The 21,098-nt window shown below is 67.9% G+C and carries 20 protein-coding genes; 10 read left to right on the top strand and 10 right to left on the bottom strand.

What is annotated here, in order from left to right:
• Positions 1-34: 34 nt before the first annotated feature.
• Positions 35-805 carry an IclR family transcriptional regulator domain-containing protein gene (locus U4Y91_RS14725; RefSeq protein ID WP_321805619.1) on the bottom strand — a complete coding sequence of 257 codons (771 nt, stop codon included), beginning with the start codon at positions 803-805 and terminating at the stop codon, positions 35-37.
• A 163-nt stretch (positions 806-968) separates the two neighbouring features.
• Between U4Y91_RS14725 and U4Y91_RS14720 the strand changes: the two genes are divergently transcribed.
• Both U4Y91_RS14720 and U4Y91_RS14715 read left to right on the top strand, forming a co-directional pair.
• Entirely contained in the window at positions 969-1,202 is a 234-nt protein-coding gene (locus U4Y91_RS14720; protein ID WP_044843105.1) for an AbrB/MazE/SpoVT family DNA-binding domain-containing protein, read from the top strand.
• A complete protein-coding gene (locus tag U4Y91_RS14715; RefSeq protein ID WP_321805618.1) occupies positions 1,189-1,602 on the top strand; it encodes a PIN domain-containing protein in 414 nt (137 codons plus the stop codon). Before U4Y91_RS14720 ends, U4Y91_RS14715 begins: the two co-directional genes overlap by 14 nt.
• Before the next feature lie 43 nt (positions 1,603-1,645).
• Here the strand turns inward: U4Y91_RS14715 and U4Y91_RS14710 are convergent, their stop codons facing one another.
• Together U4Y91_RS14710 and shiA are read right to left on the bottom strand one after the other, a co-directional pair.
• Positions 1,646-2,947, bottom strand: coding sequence for a UDP-N-acetylglucosamine 1-carboxyvinyltransferase (locus U4Y91_RS14710; protein WP_044843107.1), 1,302 nt, complete (start codon positions 2,945-2,947; stop codon positions 1,646-1,648).
• Between the two features lie 214 nt (positions 2,948-3,161).
• Entirely contained in the window at positions 3,162-4,466 is a 1,305-nt protein-coding gene (gene shiA / locus U4Y91_RS14705; protein WP_257772592.1) for a shikimate transporter, read from the bottom strand.
• Positions 4,467-4,805: 339 nt separating this feature from the next.
• Between shiA and U4Y91_RS14700 the strand changes: the two genes are divergently transcribed.
• The gene (locus U4Y91_RS14700; protein WP_321805617.1) at positions 4,806-5,933 is read left to right on the top strand and encodes a 4-hydroxyphenylpyruvate dioxygenase family protein; all 1,128 of its coding nucleotides are present in this window, start codon (positions 4,806-4,808) and stop codon (positions 5,931-5,933) included.
• Between the two features lie 71 nt (positions 5,934-6,004).
• Here the strand turns inward: U4Y91_RS14700 and U4Y91_RS14695 are convergent, their stop codons facing one another.
• The 5 genes from U4Y91_RS14695 to U4Y91_RS14675 all read right to left on the bottom strand — a co-directional run bounded on the left by U4Y91_RS14695 (position 6,005) and on the right by U4Y91_RS14675 (position 11,397).
• Entirely contained in the window at positions 6,005-7,240 is a 1,236-nt protein-coding gene (locus U4Y91_RS14695; protein WP_321805616.1) for an NADH:flavin oxidoreductase, read from the bottom strand.
• Positions 7,241-7,369: 129 nt separating this feature from the next.
• Positions 7,370-8,704: a type II toxin-antitoxin system HipA family toxin gene (locus U4Y91_RS14690; protein ID WP_321805615.1), complete on the bottom strand. Its 1,335-nt coding sequence runs from the start codon at positions 8,702-8,704 to the stop codon at positions 7,370-7,372.
• Positions 8,705-8,706: 2 nt separating this feature from the next.
• The gene (locus tag U4Y91_RS14685) at positions 8,707-9,165 is read right to left on the bottom strand and encodes a helix-turn-helix transcriptional regulator (RefSeq protein WP_321805614.1); all 459 of its coding nucleotides are present in this window, start codon (positions 9,163-9,165) and stop codon (positions 8,707-8,709) included.
• A gap of 172 nt (positions 9,166-9,337) precedes the next feature.
• Entirely contained in the window at positions 9,338-10,462 is a 1,125-nt protein-coding gene (ribBA, locus tag U4Y91_RS14680; RefSeq protein WP_321805613.1) for a bifunctional 3,4-dihydroxy-2-butanone-4-phosphate synthase/GTP cyclohydrolase II, read from the bottom strand.
• Positions 10,459-11,397 (bottom strand): alpha/beta hydrolase, encoded by a 939-nt coding sequence (locus tag U4Y91_RS14675; RefSeq protein WP_321805612.1) that lies wholly within the window; start codon positions 11,395-11,397, stop codon positions 10,459-10,461. The genes ribBA and U4Y91_RS14675 overlap by 4 nt, the downstream gene beginning before the upstream one ends.
• A gap of 281 nt (positions 11,398-11,678) precedes the next feature.
• Between U4Y91_RS14675 and U4Y91_RS14670 the strand changes: the two genes are divergently transcribed.
• Positions 11,679-12,869 (top strand): helix-turn-helix transcriptional regulator, encoded by a 1,191-nt coding sequence (locus U4Y91_RS14670; protein ID WP_044843154.1) that lies wholly within the window; start codon positions 11,679-11,681, stop codon positions 12,867-12,869.
• A gap of 272 nt (positions 12,870-13,141) precedes the next feature.
• Here U4Y91_RS14670 and U4Y91_RS14665 read toward each other — a convergent pair whose 3' ends face one another.
• Both U4Y91_RS14665 and U4Y91_RS14660 read right to left on the bottom strand, forming a co-directional pair.
• Positions 13,142-13,513 (bottom strand): histidine kinase, encoded by a 372-nt coding sequence (locus U4Y91_RS14665; protein ID WP_415750461.1) that lies wholly within the window; start codon positions 13,511-13,513, stop codon positions 13,142-13,144.
• A 56-nt stretch (positions 13,514-13,569) separates the two neighbouring features.
• Complete coding sequence (locus U4Y91_RS14660) at positions 13,570-14,307, bottom strand: hypothetical protein (protein ID WP_321805855.1); 738 nt, start codon at positions 14,305-14,307, stop codon at positions 13,570-13,572.
• A 409-nt stretch (positions 14,308-14,716) separates the two neighbouring features.
• Here U4Y91_RS14660 and U4Y91_RS14655 point away from each other — a divergent pair, with 409 nt between their 5' ends.
• The 6 genes from U4Y91_RS14655 to U4Y91_RS14630 all read left to right on the top strand — a co-directional run bounded on the left by U4Y91_RS14655 (position 14,717) and on the right by U4Y91_RS14630 (position 21,021).
• Positions 14,717-15,727 (top strand): DNA-binding protein, encoded by a 1,011-nt coding sequence (locus U4Y91_RS14655; RefSeq protein WP_321805854.1) that lies wholly within the window; start codon positions 14,717-14,719, stop codon positions 15,725-15,727.
• Between the two features lie 123 nt (positions 15,728-15,850).
• Positions 15,851-16,471 (top strand): TetR/AcrR family transcriptional regulator, encoded by a 621-nt coding sequence (locus U4Y91_RS14650; protein ID WP_124665914.1) that lies wholly within the window; start codon positions 15,851-15,853, stop codon positions 16,469-16,471.
• 205 nt (positions 16,472-16,676) lie between these two features.
• Positions 16,677-17,720 (top strand): NADP-dependent oxidoreductase, encoded by a 1,044-nt coding sequence (locus U4Y91_RS14645; RefSeq protein ID WP_321805611.1) that lies wholly within the window; start codon positions 16,677-16,679, stop codon positions 17,718-17,720.
• Between the two features lie 94 nt (positions 17,721-17,814).
• Positions 17,815-18,114 (top strand): putative quinol monooxygenase, encoded by a 300-nt coding sequence (locus U4Y91_RS14640; protein WP_321805610.1) that lies wholly within the window; start codon positions 17,815-17,817, stop codon positions 18,112-18,114.
• Between the two features lie 147 nt (positions 18,115-18,261).
• Positions 18,262-18,717 (top strand): (2Fe-2S)-binding protein, encoded by a 456-nt coding sequence (locus U4Y91_RS14635; protein WP_124665917.1) that lies wholly within the window; start codon positions 18,262-18,264, stop codon positions 18,715-18,717.
• 84 nt (positions 18,718-18,801) lie between these two features.
• Positions 18,802-21,021, top strand: a complete 2,220-nt coding sequence (locus tag U4Y91_RS14630) for a xanthine dehydrogenase family protein molybdopterin-binding subunit (protein ID WP_321805609.1) — start codon at positions 18,802-18,804, stop codon at positions 21,019-21,021.
• Positions 21,022-21,098: the final 77 nt, after the last annotated feature.

Raw genomic sequence — 21,098 nt, 5'->3', positions numbered from 1 at the left:
CGCGGGATGTCGTGCGCGCGGCTCGCGTGAATCCCTAAAGCACGTTGAGCATCGCGAGCGCGGCTTCCTGCAGATGCGGCAGCACGCGCCGCACCGCCGCGTCGGTCGTCTCCGCGCCGATCGGCATGTTCGTGCTCAGCGCGGCGACGACTTCGCCGTGACGGTTCTTCAGCGGCACCGCGATGCCGCGCACGCCGACCTGCAATTGCTGCTCGATCACCGCGAAGCCCGCGTCGCGCGCGTGGTCGACCTGTTCGAGCAGGCGTGCCTTGTTGGTGATCGTGTGCGGCGTGAACGGCGCAAGTTCGGTGTCGTCGAGCCACGTGCGGACGGCTTCGCGATCCGGGTGATGCGCGAGCAGCACGACGCCCGGCGACGTCAGCGGGGCGGGCACGCGCGCGCCGAGCACGAAGCCGGTCGTCATCACGCGCGACACGCCGTTGCGAGCGATGAACACGAGTTCCCAGCCGTCGAGCACGCTCACGTACGCCGATTCGTTCAGCGACGCGCTCAGTTGCTGCAGATAGGGCTGGACCGTGCGCGGCAGGCGCGCCGAATCGAAGTACGACCAGCCGACCCGCAGCACGCGCGGCGTGAGGCCGTACAGCTTGCCGTCGGTGTACACGTAGCCGAGCGATTCGAGCGTCAGCAGGTAGCGCCGCGCGGCCGTGCGCGTAAGGCCGGTGCGGGCGGCGGCCTGGGTCGGCGTCATCCGCGCGTGCTGGCTGTCGAATGCCTCGAGGATCATCAGGCCCTTTTCGAGGCCGGCAATCCAGTCGCGTCGGTCGAGGTCGGGCTTTTTCATGGTCGGGGGACGCATCGTGCGCGGTATTCGTGCGGGAGTGGGCGATTATCGCGCGGCTCACCGGACAATGCGATATGCGGCGAGCCGGCGCTATCCGTTCGGCCAGCTGTGCGGCCTCGCATCGCAGATATACAATTGCTCCTGTATATCCACGGAGGTTCGTATGCAGGTTGCAAAGTGGGGCAACAGCCTGGCGGTCCGCCTTCCGGCCAGTGTGGTCGACGCACTGGAGCTTCGCGAGGGGGACGATATCGAAATCGTCGTCGACAGTCCGCGCGTTTTCGCCGTGCGTCGCAAGCCGAGGCCGGACGAGCTTCTGCAGCGATTGAGGCGTTTCAGGGGCAAGCTGCCCGCCGACTTCAAGTTCAGCCGGGATGACGCGAATGAGCGGGATTGAGTCGGCGAAATCGTTCGTCGACAGCAATGTCGTGCTCTATTTGCTGTCCGGGGACGAAAGCAAGGCGAACCGTGCGGAAGTATTGTTTCTCCGACAGCCGGTCATCAGCGTCCAGGTCCTGAACGAAGTCGCCAGCATTTGCAGCCGCAAACTGCGGATGCCGTGGAGCGACGTGGGAGAGTTTCTGGAGCCGATCAAGCGCTTGTGCCGCGTCGTGCCGATCACGGTCGATGCGCACGACCTCGCGCGAAGGCTGGCGGAGCGGCATCGCTTGTCGTTCTACGACGCGTGCATCGTGGCAACGGCATCGATCGAGGGCTGCGAGTACCTGTACACCGAAGACATGCATGATGGCTTGCGGGTGGAGGGTGGTCCGGAGTTGCGAAATCCGTTTGCCTGAGGATGCGGCGCGAACGTTACGCGCGCCGCATCCCGGATCGACGTTACTCGCTGCTCGTCCACTCGACGTTCGCACCGACCGAACGCAGGTTTTCGACGAAATGCGGGTGCGCGCGGCGGATCGGCAGCGCGTTCATGATTTCCGAGCGGCCTTCGATGCTCGCGGCCACCATCAGCAGCGCGATCGCGACACGGATGATGTACGGGCTCTCGACGCGCGCCGGCGTCAGCTGCAGGCCGCCGAACGTGATCAGCCGATGCGGATCGGACAGCAGCACGTGCGCGCCGAATTTCGACAGTTCGCCGGACCAGCCGAGCGCGCCGTCGTAGACCTTGTTCCAGAACATCGCGCTGCCTTCCGCGCGCACGCCGAGCGCGATGAAGATCGGCAGCAGGTCGACCGGCAGGTACGGCCACGGCGCGGCTTCGACCTTGGTCAGGATGTTCTGCGTGAACGGCCGGCGCACGCGCAGCGGGCCGTCGCGTTCCGCACGGGACCAGCCGTCGCGGTGCGTGACGGTCACGCCGAACTTCGCGAACGTTCGGTCGATCAGCGGGAAATGCTCCGGCGACGAGTTGCGCACCGTGATGTCGCCGCCGGTGATCGCGCCCAGTGCGAGGAACGTCGCGATTTCGTGGAAATCCTCGGCGAAGCGGAATTCGCCGCCGCCGAGTTTGCCGCCGCCCGTCACGCACAGGCGCGACGTGCCGATGCCTTCGATCGCGACGCCGATCATTGCGAGGAACTGGCAGAACTCCTGCACGTGGGGCTCGGATGCCGCATTCATCAGCGTGGAGGTGCCGCCGGCGGCCGTCGCGCACAGCGCGAAGTTTTCGGTGGTCGTCACCGATGCGTAGTCGAGCCAGTGATCGTTGGCCGTCAGCGGGCCGTCGGCACGGACGATCAGCGAATCGGGCGTGCGCTGGATGTGCGCGCCGAAGCGCTCGAACACTTCGACGTGCGGATCGATTTCGCGCACGCCGAGCGTGCAGCCCTTCACGTCGTTCTCGAGGCGCGCGACGCCGAAGCGCGCGAGCAGCGGCGGAATCAGCATGATCGACGAGCGCATCGCCTCGGGCAGGCGGTGAACGGCCGGGTCGAACGTCGTGTTGCGATGGTGGAGTTCGAGAATGCCGGTCGTGAAGTCGACCGACACGTCGCTGCCGAGCGTGCGGAAGATGTCGAGGATCTTGCGCACGTCGGTGATGTCCGGCACGCCGACGAGGCGCAGCGGCTGATCGGTCAACAGGGTGGCGCACAGGATCGGCAGGACGGCGTTCTTGTTCGCGGACGGCTTGATGTCCCCGCGCAGCGGAGTGCCGCCGTGGACGATGAGATTCGACATGATATGGGGGCGTATCGGTGACTGACGTAGGCCCATATGATGCCATTGGTCGGCGGGTGACGTGGAATGTTCAGAGGGGAAAAAGGGCTTCTGCGCGCGGGATTGACCGTGTTTGACGTTGGGCGAGGGCCGGGCCCGTCCGGCTGGCCGGGGATGGCAGCCGGTGCGGAAATGGCCGGCGCGTATCGCGGCCGGCCATCCGGTCATTCCCTCACTACGCCGCCCGCATCCGCGCGGCGACCACCAGCGAGATCAGGCAACCCACCGCGAGATAGCCGGCGACCAGGTGCCACGAACCGCCGGCTAGGCTGACCAGCGCCACCGCGATGAACGGCGTGAACCCGCCGCCGACGACGCTCGCGAACTGATAACCGACGCCCGCGCCGCTGTAGCGGTATTCCGCACCGAACAACTCGGTGAAGAGCGGTTGCTGGACGCTCACGATCATGTCGTGCGCGGCATTGGCCAGCAGGATCGAGAAGACCACGATCCACGCGATCGAGCGCGATTCCAGCGCGACGAAGAACGGCACCGCCGACGCGAGGCCGATCAGCGCGCCGATCAGGTAGATGCGGCGCAGGCCGAAGCGGTCCGCCAGCCACGCGAAGCACGGGATCGTCACGCAGCTGACCGCACCGACCAGCAGGCCGATGTTCAGGAACAGGTCGCGCGACATGCCGAGGTTCGACGTCGAATAGCTGAGCGCGAACGCGGTGACGATATACATCGTGAACAGTTCGGCGAGCCGCAGCGCGACGATCAGCAGGAACGCCTTCGGATGGCGCGTCAGCGCCTCCAGCACCGGCAGGCGCAGCTTGCGATTGCCGTGCTCGACCTTCTCGACGAATTCCTGCGACTCGTCCATGCTCTTGCGGACCCACAGACCGATCAGCACCAGCACGATGCTGAACACGAACGGCAAGCGCCAGCCCCACGACTTGAACGCGGCCTCGCCGAGCGTATGGCTCAGGATCGACACGATCCCCGTGGCCAGCACGAGCCCGACACCATAGCCGACCTGCACGCCGCTGCTGTAGAACGCCTTTTTCTGCTTCGGTGCGCTCTCGACGGCCATCAGCGCCGCGCCGCCCCATTCGCCACCGACCGCGAAGCCCTGGATCGCACGCATCAGCACTAGCAGCACGGGCGCCCACCAGCCGATCGTCGCGAAGCTCGGCAGCAGGCCGATCGCGACGGTCGACAGCCCCATCAGCATCACGGTCAGCACGAGCATCCGCTTGCGGCCGAGCCGGTCGCCGTAATGGCCGAACACGACGCCGCCGAGCGGCCGGAACAGGAAGCCGACGCCGAAGGTCGCGAACGCCGCGAGCGTACCCATGGTCGGGCTGACCTTCGGAAAGAATTCGGAATTGAAGACGAGTGCGGCGACGATCCCGTACAGCAGGAAGTCGTACCAGTCGACGACGGCACCGACAAAGCTGCCGATCGCGGCCTTGCGGGCCTGGCTGCGCGCGCGGGCGCCGGCGGCGGCGTCGAGGGTGTCGAAGGTTGGGGTCATGGCGAAGTCTCCTGGCACGGCGCATCGTGGAATCGTGGCGGCGCCGCGTCCGATGCTGCATTGAAGTCGATGGGTGAACGGAGAATAGGGCGCGCGCCGCGCGACGGCAATTGGCCGATCGGTCAAAATGCGCGATTATCGATCTTTTATGTGCGATTATCGAACGATTTCCGGGTTTGCACTAGGCGAGGCATCCGTATCCCGTTCGGCCAGGGTGTGCCGCCGTGAACGATCTGGTTAAAATCGGGACCATCAAAACCTCGCCCGAATCGGGCGGACACCCGGCCACCCCAGCGGCCGGGCGTCATCCCCATCGACCGTATGCCCCCGGAGACTGCAATGCCCGGCAATTCCCACTCCCTGTCCAGCGATACGCCGCCCGTTGCCGATCCGGCCGCCAATCCGCTCGGGATGGCCGGACTCGAATTCGTCGAGTTCGCGGCGCCGGTGCCGGACGCACTCGCGCAACGCTTCGAGCAGCTCGGATTCAAGGCGATCGCGCGCCATGTCAGCAAGAACGTCACGCTGTACCGGCAAGGGCAGATGCAGTTCCTGATCAACGCCGAGCCCGATTCGTTCGCTGCGCGCTACGCAGAGGAATACGGGATGGGCGTGTGCGCGATCGGGCTGCGCGTGGCCAGCGCGCGGCGCGCGTTCGAGCGTGCGATCGAGCTCGGCGCGTGGGCGTTCGAGGGCGAGCGGATCGGGGTCGGCGAGCTGAAGATTCCCGCGATCCAGGGGATCGGCGATTCGCACCTTTATTTCGTCGACCGCTGGCGTGGGCGGGACGGCCAGCGCGGCGGCGTCGGCGACATCTCGATCTTCGACATCGATTTCCGGCCGATCGACATCGCGACCGCGCATACCGATCTCGATTGCGTGGGCACGGGCCTGCAGCAGGTCGACCATTTCACGCAGACGGTCGGCGCGGGGCGCATGCGCGAGTGGCTCGACTTCTATCACGACCTGCTGCACTTCCGCGAAATCCATGAAATCGACGCGCACTGGCATGTGTCGGAAGAGTCGCGCGTGATGGTGTCGCCGTGCGGCGCGGTGCGGATTCCGGTCTACGAGGAAGGCACGCGGCGCACCGAGCTGATGCACGCGTATTTGCCGGACCATCCGGGCGAAGGCGTCCAGCACGTTGCGCTGGCGACCGACGACATCCTGGCGAGCGTCGATGCGCTGCGCGCGAACGGCGTCGAATTCATCGAACCGCCGGCGCGCTATTACGACGAAGTCGATGCGCGGCTGCCGGGGCACGGCGTCGATCTCGACGCGCTGCGCCGCCGCGCGGTGTTGGTCGACGGCGAAATCGGCAGCGACGGCGTGCCGCGCCTGTTCTTCCAGACCTTCGTCAAGCGCCGGCCCGGCGAGATCTTCTTCGAGATCGTGCAGCGGCAGGGGCACCACGGATTCGGGGAAGGGAACCTCGCGGCGCTGGCCCGCGCCCGCGACGCCGGGTGAGCGGCAGAGGGCGTTGTCGCGGTAGTGGCCACGGCCGCGAGTGCGACTGAGGAATCAGCGACCGCGTAACCTCACACGCCCGCGGCCGGCACACGGTTCGGCGCCGGATCGTTCGGCGCCTTGAGCGCGCATGCGGTACCGCCCGGCGTGTACATCGACACGACGCAGCGGTTGCATGACGTGCAGCCCGATTGCGCGATGCCGCCGCCGCGCAGTTCGTTCACGAAACCCGGCTCGAACACGAGCGCGCGGGCGAGCGCCACCGCGTCGAATCTTTCGCGCATCGCCAGCGCGACGTTCTCGCGCGAGCGCACGCCGCCGAGATAGGCGAGCGGCATCCGGACGGCCGCACGCACCTGCCGCGAATGCTCGAGGAAATACATCTCCCGAAACGCGCCCATCTTCGGCTCGGTGAGCTTCTGCAGCGCCATCGCGGTGCGCACGATCGCGTTGTCGGCGTTCGCGCGCGCCTCGCCGGGCAGCGGGCTGCCGAACAGCTGCCACACCGACTCGACGTTCATCCCGCCGCTCAGCACCAGCAGGTGCGCGCCCTCGGCCTCGAGCCGCCGTGCGATCTCGCATGCGTCGTCGGGCGTTCCGCCGCCACGCACGCCTTCGGTCACGCCGATCTTGCAGACCACGGCGAGATCGCGGCCGACCGCATCGAGCACGCGGCGCAGCACCTCGACGGGGAACGTCGCGCGACGCGCCGCATCGCCGCCGTATGCGTCGCGGCGACGGTTGTACAGCGGCGACAGGAACTGGCTCAGCAGATAACCGTGACCCATGTGAATCTCGACCGCGTCGAAGCCCGCGTCGCGCGCGTGGCGCGCCGCGCGTGCGAATTCGTCGGCGATGACGGTCATCTGGTCGCGCGTCATCGCCTGCTTCAGGAAGCGGCCGCTCATCACGCCGACCTTGTTGAACCCGCCCGACGCACTCAACGGCCGCTTCGTCGACAGCGACGGCAGGAACGTGAAGCAGCCGCCGTGGGTGATCTGCGCGGACGCCGCTGCGCCGTGGCGATGCACCGCGTCGGTCAGCGCGCGGAATTGCCGGACCGTCGGCGCATCGAGCCGCGCCTGGTCGACGAACGTGCGGCCGTCGTCGCTGACCGCGCAGTACGCGACCGTCGTCAGCGCGGCGCCGCCCGCGGCGATGCGTTCATGAAACCCGACGAGCGCACGCGACGGCACGCCGTTCGGCGTCATCCCTTCGTTGGTCGCGGATTTGATCAGGCGGTTGCGCAGCGTCAGCGGGCCGATCTGCAGCGGGCTGAACGCGGTATCGAGGACGGCAGGTTCCATGTTGGTCGTGCGTCGGAATGGGGATGGCGACCATTGTGCGGAGTCGACGCCGGATCGCATCGTCCACGTGGATGATCCGCCGCCCACCGCCCACCGCCCGCAGCGCGGCCGCCCGGGCGCCCGCACCGCCTAGTCGGCCGCGCCCAGCTTGCGCGCCTGGCGGCGCATCCCGTCGAAGATCGCATCGGCCACGTCGGACGGGAAATCCGCCGGAATGCGCGACGCGACGCCGGCGATCACCGGTTCGGTGCGTGCCGCCACATCGGCCATGGCCGCGCGTACGGCGTCTTCGGTCAGACCGACACGCGCGCCTTGCGCGATCCAGTGACGCGGCTGGATGTCGCCGATCACGTAATGGCGATTCTTCCCGCACACGGCCATCGCGAGCCGGGCGCGCCGCGGCGGCAGCTGGTTGCGGCGCGTGCCGATGATCGGATGCGCGGACAGCACGTCGTACAGCGGCGTGCTGCGATACGTATTGCCGGGCAGGTGCGCGATGCTGAAATTCTTCGCGTGGCCGTCGATGGCCGCGAGCACCCAGAACACGAGCTGCGTGACAAAGAAGTTCGTCCGGTCCCGCGCGGCGTCGGCGGAATTCGCGAGGATGCCCATGATCGTCGCGATGCCGGGGCCGCCGTCGGATTCGTATTTGGCGCCCGACGGCGTGCCGGTCGCCTGGCACATGTCCTCCTGCGGCAGCCGCAGGATCCAGGTGCCGTCGCGGGACGGGCGGCGGTCGAAACGCTCGACGATCAGCGCCTTCTGGTCGTCGAACCGGCCGATGTCGCACGCGGCGACCGGCAGGCCGTACGCGGCGACGATCTTCGAACACAGCCATTCGTTCTCGACCGACGTGCGCATGTCGGCCTGCATGTTCCCGACGCGCCCCAGCGGCAGCTTGAAGATATGCGTGGTCGGCGTGCTGCCCGCCGGCAGCAGCCAGCGATTGCCGTCGCGCAATAGCGCGGTCTTTTCCTGCGCGCCGGCGATCGACAGGCGCAGCTCGCCGTCCGGCTCCGCGTGGCCGGGCAGCGGCGCGGCGGTCGCGTGGCGCAGCACGTCGGCCACGGCCGCATTGTCGAGCGCGGTGCCGTCGATCGATTCGAGGTCGACCGGTGCTTCGTCCGGGGGCAACAACTGCAGCGCCCCGACGCAATCGCGGCCGATCGACGCGAGCAGTTCGAACGGCGCCGTCGACCCGAGCCGGTAGCGCTGCGCGATGCGGCGGCGGATCGGCTGGCTGTCCGGCAGCAGGTTGTCGAAGTAGTCGGCGACGATCGCGCCCTGGTGCGACTGGTTGCCCGGCGTGAACGGCAGCGACAGCGACAGCGGACGGCCTTGCGGATCGTCGACCCACGCCGGCAGGTAGACGAGGCGCTCGACGCCGCGCCGGACTTCCCAGTAGCCGACCGGGATGCCGTTCATCCACAGGTCGAGGCGGTCGTGGCGGGGGCGGCGGGCCATCGTCACCAGTCCTCCCGGCTGGTGCCCCGAGGCTTGCCGGGCGTGGTCGCGGCAGGCCGTTTCCGCGTGGCGGCGGATGGGGCCTTCGCAGCGGCCGGCAGGCGAACCGGCAGATCGGACGAACCGGACGAACCGGACGAGCCAGACGAACCAGACGAACCAGACGAACCAGACGAGCGACCGCGCGCGGCCGGCGTGCGCTTGGGCGCCGGCGCGGTGCCAGCGGGCGCCGCTGCGTCGTCCGGCGTGCCCGGCTCGAGCGCCAGGCGAACGCCGAGCACGTTCAGTACCTTGAAAAGGCGTTCGATACTGACCGCGGACGGATTGGCTTCGAGCTGCGCGTACGACTGTTGCGTCACGCCGAGGCGGGCAGCGAGCTGCGCCTGCGTGAACCCCGCCGACTTCCGGAAGCCGACGAGAATCGGGCGCAGCTGGCTCAAGGTCTGGACAGGGAATGCCATGGGCTCTCCGCGCAATGACAGGCGATCGTTTGTAATCGAAAAATACAGTCTATGGTATGTATCGTCAAAATACAAACCCAAGACTGTATTTCATAAAAACAAACGATAGCCTGTCAAGCGGAAACCCGTGAGGCGGTGCCAGGACGCGCGGTACGCGCCCGTCAGCCCGGCATCACGCCGCCCGCAGCGGGCTCGCATGGGCGGCGCGCGCGCTTTCCGGATCGTCGTCGCCGAGCGGGATGAACGCCATGATTTCCAGGTCGTGCCCCGACAGCGCCGGTAGCCGGAACGGACTCGACAGCACGTTCAGCCGCCGCACGCCGAGGTCACGCAGGATCTGCGAGCCGATTCCCGTCACGCGGCCGTCGCGGCGTGCGTGGCCAGCCGGCGTTCGCATCGCGTCGCCGCGCATGTCGCAGTCGAGCAGCACCGCGACGCCGCAACCGGCCGCATCGATCCGCTGCAGCGCCGCGTGCAGCGGCCACGAATGCGCGGATGGTTCCGCGTCGAGCAGGTCGAGCAGCGAATGGCATTCGTGCACGCGCGTCAGCACGGGTGTCGACGGATCGGGCTCGCCGCGCACCAGCGCGAGATGCGGCGCACCGTGCACGGTGTCGCGATACTCGATCGCGCGGAACCGGCCCCACGGCGTATGCAGCGGCCGTTCGCCGACACGTTCGACGAGCGATTCGTGCTCGCGGCGGTAATGGATCAGGTCCGCGATCGTGCCGATCTTCAGCCCGTGATGGGCGGCGAACGTCTGCAGCTCGGGCAGCCGTGCCATCGTGCCGTCGTCGTTCATCACCTCGCAGATCACCGACGCGGGCGTGAGCCCGGCGAGCGCCGCGAGATCGCAGCCGGCCTCCGTGTGTCCCGCGCGCACCAGCACGCCGCCCGGGCGCGCGGCGATCGGAAACACGTGACCGGGCTGCACGAGATCGTCGGGACGCGCGCCCGAGCGGACCGCCGCGCGGATCGTCCGCGCGCGATCGGCTGCCGAAATGCCGGTCGTCACGCCTTCTGCCGCCTCGATGCTGACGGTGAACGCGGTACCGAACGGCGTGCCGTTGCGATCGGCCATCGGTGGCAGACGCAGTTGCTCGCAGCGCTCGGCGGTCAGCGTCAGGCAGATCAGGCCGCGCCCGAAGCGCGCCATGAAGTTGATCGCGTCAGGCGTCACGTGATCGGCCGCGATCACGAGGTCGCCTTCGTTTTCGCGGTCCTCCTCGTCGACGAGCAGGACCATCCGCCCCGCACGCAGCTCGTCGACGATTTCCGGCGTACTGGCGAGCGTCATTGCGCCTCCGTCGCGTCGAATGCGCGGCGCAGCGCGTCGGCGCCGAAGGTCAGCACGCGATCGGCCGCATCGACCGCGCCGAGCATGCTTGCGAAGCCGTGCAGCTGGCCCGGCCAGCGCACGAGCGAGACCGGTGTGCCGGCCTGCGCGAGACGCAGTGCGTACGCTTCGGCCTCGTCGCGCAACGGATCGAATTCCGCGCTGACGATGGTGGCAGGCGCCGCGCCCGACAGGTCCGCCACGGCGAGCGGGCTCGCGAGCGGCGATGCGCGGTCGGCGCCGTCGTCGAAATACTGGCGCTTGAACCAGCGCATCGCGTCCGCCGTCAGGAAATAGCCTTCGCCGAGCGATTCGTACGACGGATGCTCGGTCGCGCAATCGACGACCGGATACAGCAGCAACTGGTGCGCGATCGCGATGCCCGAGCCGCGCAACTGCAGCGCGGCGACCGCGGCCAGGTTGCCGCCCGCGCTGTCGCCGGCCACGGCGATCGCACCGGCGCGCGCGCCGAGATCGCGCGCACTGGCGGCGGCCCAGCGCACCGCGTCGCAAGCGTCCTGCGCGGCCGCCGGGAAGCGCGCTTCGGGCGCGAGCCGGTAATCGACCGACAGCACGAGCGTGCGCGCCCGTCTGGCAAGACTGCGGCACAGGTTCGCGTGCGAATCGATGCCGCACGCGACGAAGCCGCCGCCGTGGAAAAACACGGTCAGCGGCAACGGCCCGTCGGCATCGGGCCGATATAGTCGTGCGGACAACTGACGACCCGGGGCCGGGATCTGCCAGTCCTCTTCGGCGGCAATCGCGTCGCCGGGCGCGAACGCGCTGCCTCCGGCGAGGCCCGCACGGTACGCGGGCACGGTCAGTTGATCGAAATCGATCGCGGGCGCTTGGGCGAGCGCGGCGAGCAGCGCCTGCGCCTGAGGGTCGAGCGGCATTGGAACTCCTGTCTGAATCGGATGCGGTCTGAATCAGGTAAACCCGCATCGCGGTTTTCCCTGAGCCCGCGCCGGACGCTTGCCGGCACGGCCTGACGGGCATTCCAGCGCAGCGGGCAGGGCGCCACATCATCCGATTGGACGATGGTTCGCGCGTCCGGATGGCCAAAGCTCGGCATTCAGTGAATGTCCCGATGACGCCGGAATTAAGACACGTCTTAATCATGGCGGCGCGGACGAATCGCACCGAACACAAGTTGCATGGAGGATGGAGCGTGCTGATGGAGACGAGATGGGCCCCGCAAGAGAGCCAGTCAACGAGCGAGGAGGCCGACATCGGCGTCGCTGATTTCAGCGAGCTGATGGCGCGCATCTATCAGGGGCCGATGGAAACGCCGCCGTGGGCGGGCGCGCTCGAGATGGTTCGCCGGCTGCTGCAGGCCAGCTACGTAACGCTGATCCTGCGCGCGGCCGCGAGCGACCGTCGCGCGCCGCTGTCCGTGCATGCATCGGAGTTCGGCCCGGTCGTGCCGGGGGACGGCGAGGCGTCGTACAACAACTACTACTATTCGCTCGACCCGTTCGTCGGCCTGCCGGCCGATCGCGTGGTCACGGTCGACGACGTGTTCGGCGATACGGGCTGGCTGTCGAGCGAACTGTACAAGCAGTTCCTGAAGCCGCAGGACGTGCGCTACATCCTGGGCGCGGACCTGCGCACGCCGTCGGGCGTCGAGTGCCGGTTCCGCGTGTGCCGCAATCATGCGTCGAAGCAGTTCTCCGCGCGCGACAAGGCGATCTGCGCGCTGCTGCTGCCGCACCTGAAGCGTGCGGTCGAACTGCATTCGCGGCTCGACACGGCCGAGGTCGAGCGGTCGATCTATGCCAACGCGATCAACCGGATGCAGATCGGCACGATCACGCTCGACGAGAACGGCACGATCATCGACATGAACGGCGTCGCCGACGAGATCCTGAAGCAGAACAACGGTCTGACGATTGCGCGCGGCACGATCGAGGCGACCGATGCGCAGGAGAACCGCACGCTCAAGCGGCTGATCCGCCACGCGGTGATGGGGCACCACGGCACGGCCGCGGCGATCGTCGAGGCGATGCCAATCACGCGCGGCTTCGACAAGCCGCGCCTCGGGCTGCTGGTGCGCACCGTGCTGCTGTCCGACTGGTCGGAGGACAACAAGCGCCGGCCGGCCGTCACGCTGTTCCTGCGCGACCCCGACCGCAAGCCGCAGGGCGCGCAGGAAATCATCCGCAAGCTGTTCGACCTGACACCCGCCGAGACGTCGCTCGCGCTGCTGCTAACGAACGGGCTGACGCTCGAGGAGGCGGCGGAGGAATCGGGGATCAGCAAGAACACGGCGCGCACGCACCTGCGCGCGATCTTCTCGAAGACGGGCGTGACGCGCCAGGCGACGCTCGTGCGGATCCTGCTCGGGAGCGTGGTGCCGCTGGGTTGATCGGGGCGGCACGTCGCACACCGCCGCATCGATATCGAGCGCATTCGTCTGCCGATACGTCGACTGCGGTCGACGTGTGCGTTGCGGCGATCACGGCATCACGAACAAGAGGCTCGCACGGTGCGAGCCTCGTTCGTTTGATGCGCAGCCGATGGCGTGCATCGGGCGCTTCAAGTCATCGCGCGGCCGATGTCGCACGCATCGTCACGACGCGGATCGCGGCAGGCGCCGACAACGGACGCGCGGCGTGACCGGGCGTCCATCGCGGCGATTTACTTCAGCAGCGCGAGCAGATCGTCCAGCGACTGGCGGCATGTCGCGGCGTCTGGCTTGTCGGCGCGCAGCGCGGCCAGCGCACGGTCGATCGCCTTGTCGATCACATGCCAGTCGGCAGCCGAGCGCGGCTTCAGCGACGGCTCCGCATCGTCCCATTTCGTCTCGAGATCCTTGATGCGTGTCTTCGCGCCGGCGAGATTGCCCGCGTTGACGAGCTTCCGGGAGTCCGTCGCGATGCCGCGGAACGCGGACAGGTCGCCAAGCTTCGCGGCGGTTGCCGCATGGACGGGCGAGACGAGCAGCATCGACATGGGGCCGGCTGCGAGTGCCGCGACGATCGTGGCGCACATCAGTTTTCGAGTAAGCATGTCATTTCCTTTGGAGGGTCGGACGGGGTATGCGACAAGGCAAGACAACGCGACGGTCATCGCGCGCTTGCCTGCCGGTTGGCGAGCGTCGTGCATGCGACCAGCAGCACGATCGACGTCAGGAACACCGCGCTCGTCGTCGCGGCACCCAGCCCGATGCCGCCGTATTCGCGGGCCTGGGACAGGAAATCGCCGAGCGACGCGCCGAGCGGGCGCGTGAGGATGTAGGCGAGCCAGAACGCGAGCACGCGATTCGTGCCCAGTCGCATCGAGACGGCCACCAGCGCGATCGCCGCGCCGAACGACACGATGCCGAGCCGGAACCCGAGGCCGAGCGCTTCGGTGGCCAGATCGCCGGCGGCCGTGCCCAGCGCGAACGTCAGCAGGATCGCGGCCCAGTAGAACGCTTCGCGACGCGTCGTGACGATGGTCTCGATCGACAACGTCCGCTCGCTCCGGTACCAGGCCGCGAACAAGGCCGCGAGCGCGACGGCGAAGCAGGCGGTGCTCGCGTACAGGCTGACGCCCAGCCCGTCCGTCAGCGCGTCGGTGATCTGCGTGCCGACGACGCTGACCAGCACCACGTTGAGCCAGTACAGCCACGGCACGCAGGCTTTCGCGCGGAACTGCAGCACGAGCGCGCAGACGAGCAGCAGGGCCATCAACGCGTCGGTGACGGGCACGCCGAGCCCGGCGCGGACGGCGAGATAGTCGGCGCCGGTTTCGCCGACGGTGGTCGACAGGATCTTGATGATCCAGAAGATGGCGGTGACGGCGGGCACCTTGTTCAGCAGGGTCGTCGATACGACGGGAGGGCGCGGATTCACGGATCGCTCCTTGAAGAGGCGCCGTCATGCATGCGTTGCGGCGCGGGTCGGAGGCCTCGGGCGAGGACTGGGCGCCACTATGCGGGCTGGATTCTTAACGGATGCTTATCGGGTGGGGCGACTTGGACGCGAACCGGAAGAGACGGGAGGGCGTGTGTTGACCGGGAGGGGCGCTTTCCGCGTTGCGGGCGCGGCCGGGATCAGAGGACGCAATACGTCGACGGGAGCAGCGAGGTAGCGAGTCAGGTACGGAAATAACGAAGCTCACCCATGGAAATTCAACATTATAGAAATAATGTCAAATGACAGGCGCAGGTTAATTGGATATCTAACGGTTTACGTTATATTATTGACGAAACTACCGACTCAAACCGTCATGTCCGACCTCGCTGCCGACGAATCCCGCCTGATCGCCGAAATCGACCGCCTGAGGGCCGATTTCCCGAAAACCCGCGAGCTCTATCGCGAGGTCTGCGCGTTGATGTTCTTCCGTTTCGGCGTCACGCCCACCGCGAACCGCCTTTACCAGCTCGTGCGCAAGGGCAGCATGAGCACGCCGACGGCGGTTCTCGGCGAGTTCTGGGCCGAGTTGCGGGAAAAGAGCCGGGTGCGCATCGAGCATCCGGACTTGCCGGCCGATCTGCAGGCGGCAGCGGGCGAGCTCGTCGCCGCGTTGTGGCGCCGCTCGAGTACCGATGCCGCCGCAGCGCTCGATGCACTGCGCACCGAAGTCGAAGCCGAGCGGGCCGCGGCGAAAGCGGAGGTCGCCGCATTGCAAGTCGACCTGTCCCGCACCGAAACCGCGCTGGAGCACCGCACGAGCGCGTTGCTGGCGGCCCAGGTGCGCATCCAGGAACTCGAGCAGGCGAGGGCGGCCGACGAAGCATCGCGCCGCGCGCTGCAAGCGGAAGTCGAGCGGCTGAAGTCCGACAACGCGGACGCCGATCGCGCGCTGGCGCAGGCGCGCGCCGATTTCACGTCGCAACTCGACCGGCTGCGCGACGACGCGGGTCGGGCCGAGGAACGCTTGCGTGCAGCGGAGAAGCGAGCGCTTCAGGAGGTCGACCGCGAACGGCTCGCGGCCGCACGCGTTCAGAAGGAATTCGACGCGGCCACGGCTCGCGCCGAACAGCGCGATACGCAGCACCGCAAGGATCTCGCGGCGCTGCAGGCGCAACTGGCCGACACGCAACACCGCTGCGGCATGCTCGAAGGCCAGCTCGACGGGGCCCGCGCGGCCAATGCCGCGCATGTCGGCGAACTCGACGCATTGCGTGCCGAACGCGCGTCACGTCCCCCCGCGCGCCGGGCGCCGGGTCGACCGGCGGGCGGCAGCCTGCGTGCGGCGAAACCGGTCGCGAGGAAGCGCGCTCCCAAACCCGCGTGACGTGGGCGCCACGGTGCGGTGACAACGCGGCCGCGATGCGGCGCGATTCGGGTAAAGTGCCGCTCAACTTGCCGGCTCGACGTTACTAGACGACCGGTCTAATCGTTGCTAAGATACGCCATCATGAATGCATCTTCAGGCGCGGAAGTCCGCCAGCACATCCTGAATATCGCGAAGCCGATCATGCTCCACAAGGGGTTTTCGGCGGTCGGTCTGAACGAGATTCTCGCCGCGGCGGGCATCCCGAAGGGCTCGTTCTACCATTACTTCGGCTCGAAGGAGGCGTTCGGCGAGGCGCTGCTCGAATCGTACTTCGAAGGCTATCTCGAGCACCTCGACAACCTGCTCAAGCACCCGGCCGGCACGGGCGCGCAGCGCCTGATGACGTACTGGGGCAACTGGCTGCGCACGCAGTGCGCGGACGATCCGGAGGGCAAGTGCCTCGCGGTGAAGCTCGGCGCGGAAGTGTCCGATTTGTCGGAGGCGATGCGCGCGGTCCTGCGGCGCGGCACAGGCCAGATCATCGAGCGGCTCGCGGGCGGGATCGAGGCCGGGCTGGCTGACGGTTCGCTGGGCGGCGTCGACGATCCGGCGCATACGGCCGCGATCCTTTACGAGCTGTGGCTGGGTGCGACGCTGCTGGAGAAGATTCACCGGAACCGCAAACCGCTCGAACGCGCGATGCTCGAAACACGGCGGATGCTGAACCTGCCGTCCTTCGAGCCCGACGGAGTGCAGTCGTAATGTGGGCGCGCGCAGGCGCGCCCTGTTTTTTGTGTGGGTTATAGACGACTGGTCTACTTATGCTGAAATCACATTGTTTTACCCGCGAGGCGGCGGCCCCGCCGCCGGCTGATTCGCCGGCAAGGGCGTAGCCCCGCGCATCACGGTTGTCCAACGTTGATCCGATCGTGCCCGTGCACGTCCCTTCCTGTTGACGGAGGTTCCCATGCCGCAAGGCAAGGCAGCAAACCGCAGAATCATCCTGAACGCGCGCCCGGTCGGCGCGCCCACCCCCAACGACTTCCGTACCGAGACCGGCGATGTGCCGGTGCCCGGTGCCGGCCAGGTGCTGTTGCGCACCGTCTGGCTGTCGCTCGACCCGTACATGCGCGGCCGGATGAGCGACACGCCGTCGTATGCGCCGCCGGTCGAGCTCGGCGACGTGATGGTCGGCGGCACGGTCAGCCGTGTCGTGGCGTCGAACCTGCCCGCGTATCGCGAAGGCGACCTGGTCGTCGCGCGCGGTGGCTGGCAGGACTATTCGCTGTCGGACGGCAGCGGTCTCATTCCGCTCGGCCGCGACTTCGCGCATCCGTCGCATGCGCTCGGCGTGCTCGGCATGCCGGGGTTCACCGCGTACACCGGGCTGCTGAAGATCGGCGAGCCGAAGGCCGGCGAAACCGTGGTCGTTGCCGCCGCGAGCGGGGCGGTCGGTGCGGTGGTCGGCCAGATCGCGAAGCTGAAGGGCTGCCGCGTGATCGGCGTCGCCGGCGGCGCCGACAAGGTCGCGTACGTGAAGGGCACGCTCGGCTTCGACGATTGCATCGATCACCGCGATCCGCAATTCGCCGCCCGGCTGAAGGAAGCCTGTCCGAAGGGTATCGACGTCTATTTCGAGAACGTCGGCGGCGCCGTGTTCGACGCGGTGTGGCCGCTGCTCAACGAGCATGCGCGCGTGCCGGTATGCGGGCTGATCGCCCATTACAACGACACCGCGTTGCCGGCCGGCCCCGATCGCCTGCCGTTGCTGATGGGGACGATCCTGCGCAAGCGCATCCGGATGCAGGGCTTCATCATTTTCGATCATTACGCGACGGGCTACGCGCTGTTCCTGAAGGAGATGAGCGAGTGGCTCGCGCAGGGCAAGGTGAAGGCGCTCGAGGATGTCATCCCCGATCTCGCCGATGCGCCGAATGCGCTGATCGGCTTGCTCGCCGGCAAGAATTTCGGCAAGGTCGTCGTGCGCGTGGGTCCGGACGAACTGGCCTGACACCGGCGCAAGACGACACACGACGATTGCATGCTGGCGTCGCGAGACGCCGCCTTGTGGCATGCTCGATTCCGTTTCGAAAGGAGTGACAAAGATGGCGCTTCACGTGATTGCTTCCCTGTTCCTGAAACCCGAACACGCGCAGGCCGCCGAGGCCGAATTGCGCAGCATGGTCGCCAAGACGCGCGTCGAGCCGGGCAACCGGCGCTACGACCTGTTCCGCGAGCAGGACGGTTCGCCGAACCTGCACCTGTACGAGATCTACGACGACCAGGCCGCGTTCGACGCGCACCTCGCCAGCCCGCATTTCACGGAATTCCGCGTGAAGTCGGCCGACTGGTTCACGGCACCGCCCGTCATCAAGGTGCTGTCGGGCGTCGACGTGGCCGAGTAACGACGCGGTACCGTCGTCGCGGCTCGCGCCCGCCCGGGCCGCGCGGCAACCGTCACGCATGACGCGACGGCAATGACAATGACAACGACAACGCGGCGCAGCGCATCGTTCGCGCCGCTTCCCCAATACACCGGCCCCGGAGTCTGAATGGTCACCCTCAACATCAACGGCGAGAACCGTACGGTCGACGCCCCCGACGACATGCCCCTGCTGTGGGTCTTGCGCGACGTCGTCGGCCTGACCGGCACGAAATTCGGCTGCGGGATCGCGCAATGCGGCGCGTGCACCGTGCATCTCGACGGCGTCGCCGCACGCGCATGCGTGCTGCCGGTCGCGGCCGTCGCGGGCCGCAGGATCACGACGATCGAAGCCGTCGGCGCGACGCCGGCCGGGCAGAAGGTCCAGCAGGCATGGCGCGAGCTCGACGTCGTCCAGTGCGGCTACTGCCAGTCCGGGCAGGTGATGGCGGCCACCGCGCTGATCGCATCGAACCCGAACCCGAGCGACGCCGACATCGACGCGGCGATGGCCGGCAACATCTGCCGCTGCGGTACCTACAACCGGATTCGCGCGGCGGTCAAACACGCTGCGAAGGGAGTATGAGATGAAACAGCCCCCACGCTCACTTTGTTCGCTGCCCCCCGAGGGGGCGGTCAGCCTCCTTGAGGCGGCTCTGCGGAGGCTGACATGTCGCGAGGACTGATCGAAGCAGGTCGGGCCGGCGCGGGCGTGTCGCGCCGTTCGTTTCTCAAGGCGGGCATGTCGCTCGGCGCGGCGGCGGGCGGCGGCCTGCTGCTCGGCTTCAGCATGCCGGCGGCGGGCGATGAGGCACGGCGCTCGGTGATCGGCGGCGATGCGGACGAAAGCGCGCGCGCCGGCGTATTCGCGCCGAACGCGTTCGTGCAGATCGACCGCGCCGGCAAGGTCACGCTGGTGATGCCGAAGGTCGAAATGGGCCAGGGTGTCTACACGGCGCTGCCGATGCTGATCGCCGAGGAACTCGAGGTGCCGCTGTCGAACGTCACGCTCGACCATGCGCCCCCGAATGAGAAGCTGTTCCTCGATCCGCTGCTCGGCGGCCAACTGACGGGCGGCTCGACCTCGGTGCGGTACGCGTGGGAACCGCTGCGCCGCGCGGGCGCGACCGCACGCACGCTGCTGGTTTCGGCGGCGGCGAAGCAATGGAACGTCGATCCGGCCACCTGCCGGGCGGTGAACGGCGAAGTGCAGCACACGCCGAGCGGCCGGCGCGCATCGTACGGCCAGCTCGCGGACGCCGCGTCGAAGCTGCCGGTGCCGAAGGACGTCGCGCTGAAGCAGCCGGCAGATTTCAAGCTGATCGGCAAGCCGGTGAAGCGGCTCGACTCGCCGGAGAAAGTCGACGGCACCGCGCAGTTCGGGCTCGACGTGCGCGTGCCCGGCATGCTGTATGCGGTGATCGTGAACAGCCCGGTGTTCGGCGGCACGGTCGCGAGCGTCGACGATACGGCCGCGAAGAAGATTCCGGGCGTGCGCCAGGTCGTGCGCGCGGACAACGCGGTCGCGGTGGTCGGCGATCACACGTGGGCCGCGAAGCGCGGCGCGTCGGCGCTCGTCGTGAAGTGGAACGAAGGCGCGGGCGCGAAGGTATCGACGAAGGACATCGTCGCCGATCTCGCGCAGGCAGCCGCGAACGGGAAGGGCGCGGTCGCGCGCAAGGACGGCGACGTCGGCCGCGCGTTCGCGAACGCGAAGACGCGCATCGATGCAGTGTACGAACAGCCGCTCCTTGCGCACGCAACGATGGAGCCGGTGAACTGCACGGTGCACGTGCGCGGCGACGGCTGCGAGATCTGGGTCGGCACGCAGGTGCCGACGCGGGCGGTCGACACCGTGCAGAAGCTCACAGGTCTCGCGCCCGACAGGATCGTCGTGCACAACCACCTGCTCGGCGGCGGTTTCGGCCGACGGCTCGAAACGGACATGATCGGCCAGGCCGTGAAGATCGCGAAGCAGGTCAACGCGCCGGTGAAGGTCGTGTGGACGCGCGAGGAAGACATCCAGCACGACATGTATCGCCCGTACTACTACGACCGGATCTCGGCCGGCCTCGACGCGAACGGCAAGCCGGTCGCATGGCAGCACCGGATCGTCGGTTCGTCGATCCTCGCGCGCTTCGCACCGCCGGCCTTCAAGGACGGCGTCGATCCCGACGCGGTCGAGGTTGCCAACGACCTGCCGTACGACCTGCCGAACCAGTTGATCGACTACGTGCGCCAGGAACCGCGCCACGTGCCGACCGCGTTCTGGCGCGGCGTCGGGCCGACCCGCAGCACGTTCGTCGTCGAGAGCTTCATCGACGAACTCGCGGCACAGGCCAAGACCGATCCCGTCCAGTACCGCCGCGCGCTGCTCGACAAGACGCCGCGTGCGCGCAACGTGCTCGACGTCGCGACGAAGGCGGCCGGCTGGGGCACGCCGCTGCCGAAGGGGCAAGGGCGCGGCGTATCGGTGATGCACGCGTTCGGCAGCTTCTTCTCGATCGTCATCGACGTCGCGGTGGAAGGCGGCGAAGTGCAGGTCAAGCGTGCCGTGTGCGCGGTCGACTGCGGGATGGCCGTGAATCCGAGCACGATCGAGGCGCAGGTGCAGGGCGGCATCATCTTCGGGATCACGGGCGCGCTGTATGGCGAGATCACGATCGAGGACGGCCGCGTCGTGCAGAGCAACTTCACCGACTACCGGATGATGCGCATCAACGAGACGCCGCCGATCGAGGTTCATCTCGTCAAAAGCGCCGAGGCGCCGGGCGGAATCGGCGAGCCGGGCACCGCGGCGACCGCGGCTGCCGTGTCGAACGCGATCTTCGCGGCGACCGGCACGCGGCTGCGCAAGCTGCCGGTCGGCAGCCAGCTGAAGACGGCTTGAGGAGAGGGCACGAACCATGCGAAACCTCACCTCGAATCGTCTGAACCGCCTGAGTCGCGCCGCTCGCACGTTCGGCA

The organism is Burkholderia sp. BCC1993, assembly GCF_905339865.1.
GTDB lineage: Bacteria > Pseudomonadota > Gammaproteobacteria > Burkholderiales > Burkholderiaceae > Burkholderia.
This window is presented reverse-complemented; position numbering and strand designations above follow the sequence as displayed.

What these genes read in the sequence shown, in the direction of transcription:
- U4Y91_RS14725 (WP_321805619.1), bottom strand. Translation starts at nt 805, where the DNA reads ATGAAAAAGCCCGACCTCGACCGACGCGACTGGATTGCCGGCCTCGAA.
- U4Y91_RS14720 (WP_044843105.1), top strand. Translation starts at nt 969, where the DNA reads ATGCAGGTTGCAAAGTGGGGCAACAGCCTGGCGGTCCGCCTTCCGGCC.
- U4Y91_RS14715 (WP_321805618.1), top strand. Translation starts at nt 1,189, where the DNA reads ATGAGCGGGATTGAGTCGGCGAAATCGTTCGTCGACAGCAATGTCGTG.
- U4Y91_RS14710 (WP_044843107.1), bottom strand. Translation starts at nt 2,947, where the DNA reads ATGTCGAATCTCATCGTCCACGGCGGCACTCCGCTGCGCGGGGACATC.
- shiA (WP_257772592.1), bottom strand. Translation starts at nt 4,466, where the DNA reads ATGACCCCAACCTTCGACACCCTCGACGCCGCCGCCGGCGCCCGCGCG.
- U4Y91_RS14700 (WP_321805617.1), top strand. Translation starts at nt 4,806, where the DNA reads ATGCCCGGCAATTCCCACTCCCTGTCCAGCGATACGCCGCCCGTTGCC.
- U4Y91_RS14695 (WP_321805616.1), bottom strand. Translation starts at nt 7,240, where the DNA reads ATGGAACCTGCCGTCCTCGATACCGCGTTCAGCCCGCTGCAGATCGGC.
- U4Y91_RS14690 (WP_321805615.1), bottom strand. Translation starts at nt 8,704, where the DNA reads ATGGCCCGCCGCCCCCGCCACGACCGCCTCGACCTGTGGATGAACGGC.
- U4Y91_RS14685 (WP_321805614.1), bottom strand. Translation starts at nt 9,165, where the DNA reads ATGGCATTCCCTGTCCAGACCTTGAGCCAGCTGCGCCCGATTCTCGTC.
- ribBA (WP_321805613.1), bottom strand. Translation starts at nt 10,462, where the DNA reads ATGACGCTCGCCAGTACGCCGGAAATCGTCGACGAGCTGCGTGCGGGG.
- U4Y91_RS14675 (WP_321805612.1), bottom strand. Translation starts at nt 11,397, where the DNA reads ATGCCGCTCGACCCTCAGGCGCAGGCGCTGCTCGCCGCGCTCGCCCAA.
- U4Y91_RS14670 (WP_044843154.1), top strand. Translation starts at nt 11,679, where the DNA reads ATGGAGACGAGATGGGCCCCGCAAGAGAGCCAGTCAACGAGCGAGGAG.
- U4Y91_RS14665 (WP_415750461.1), bottom strand. Translation starts at nt 13,513, where the DNA reads ATGCTTACTCGAAAACTGATGTGCGCCACGATCGTCGCGGCACTCGCA.
- U4Y91_RS14655 (WP_321805854.1), top strand. Translation starts at nt 14,717, where the DNA reads ATGTCCGACCTCGCTGCCGACGAATCCCGCCTGATCGCCGAAATCGAC.
- U4Y91_RS14650 (WP_124665914.1), top strand. Translation starts at nt 15,851, where the DNA reads ATGAATGCATCTTCAGGCGCGGAAGTCCGCCAGCACATCCTGAATATC.
- U4Y91_RS14645 (WP_321805611.1), top strand. Translation starts at nt 16,677, where the DNA reads ATGCCGCAAGGCAAGGCAGCAAACCGCAGAATCATCCTGAACGCGCGC.
- U4Y91_RS14640 (WP_321805610.1), top strand. Translation starts at nt 17,815, where the DNA reads ATGGCGCTTCACGTGATTGCTTCCCTGTTCCTGAAACCCGAACACGCG.
- U4Y91_RS14635 (WP_124665917.1), top strand. Translation starts at nt 18,262, where the DNA reads ATGGTCACCCTCAACATCAACGGCGAGAACCGTACGGTCGACGCCCCC.
- U4Y91_RS14630 (WP_321805609.1), top strand. Translation starts at nt 18,802, where the DNA reads ATGTCGCGAGGACTGATCGAAGCAGGTCGGGCCGGCGCGGGCGTGTCG.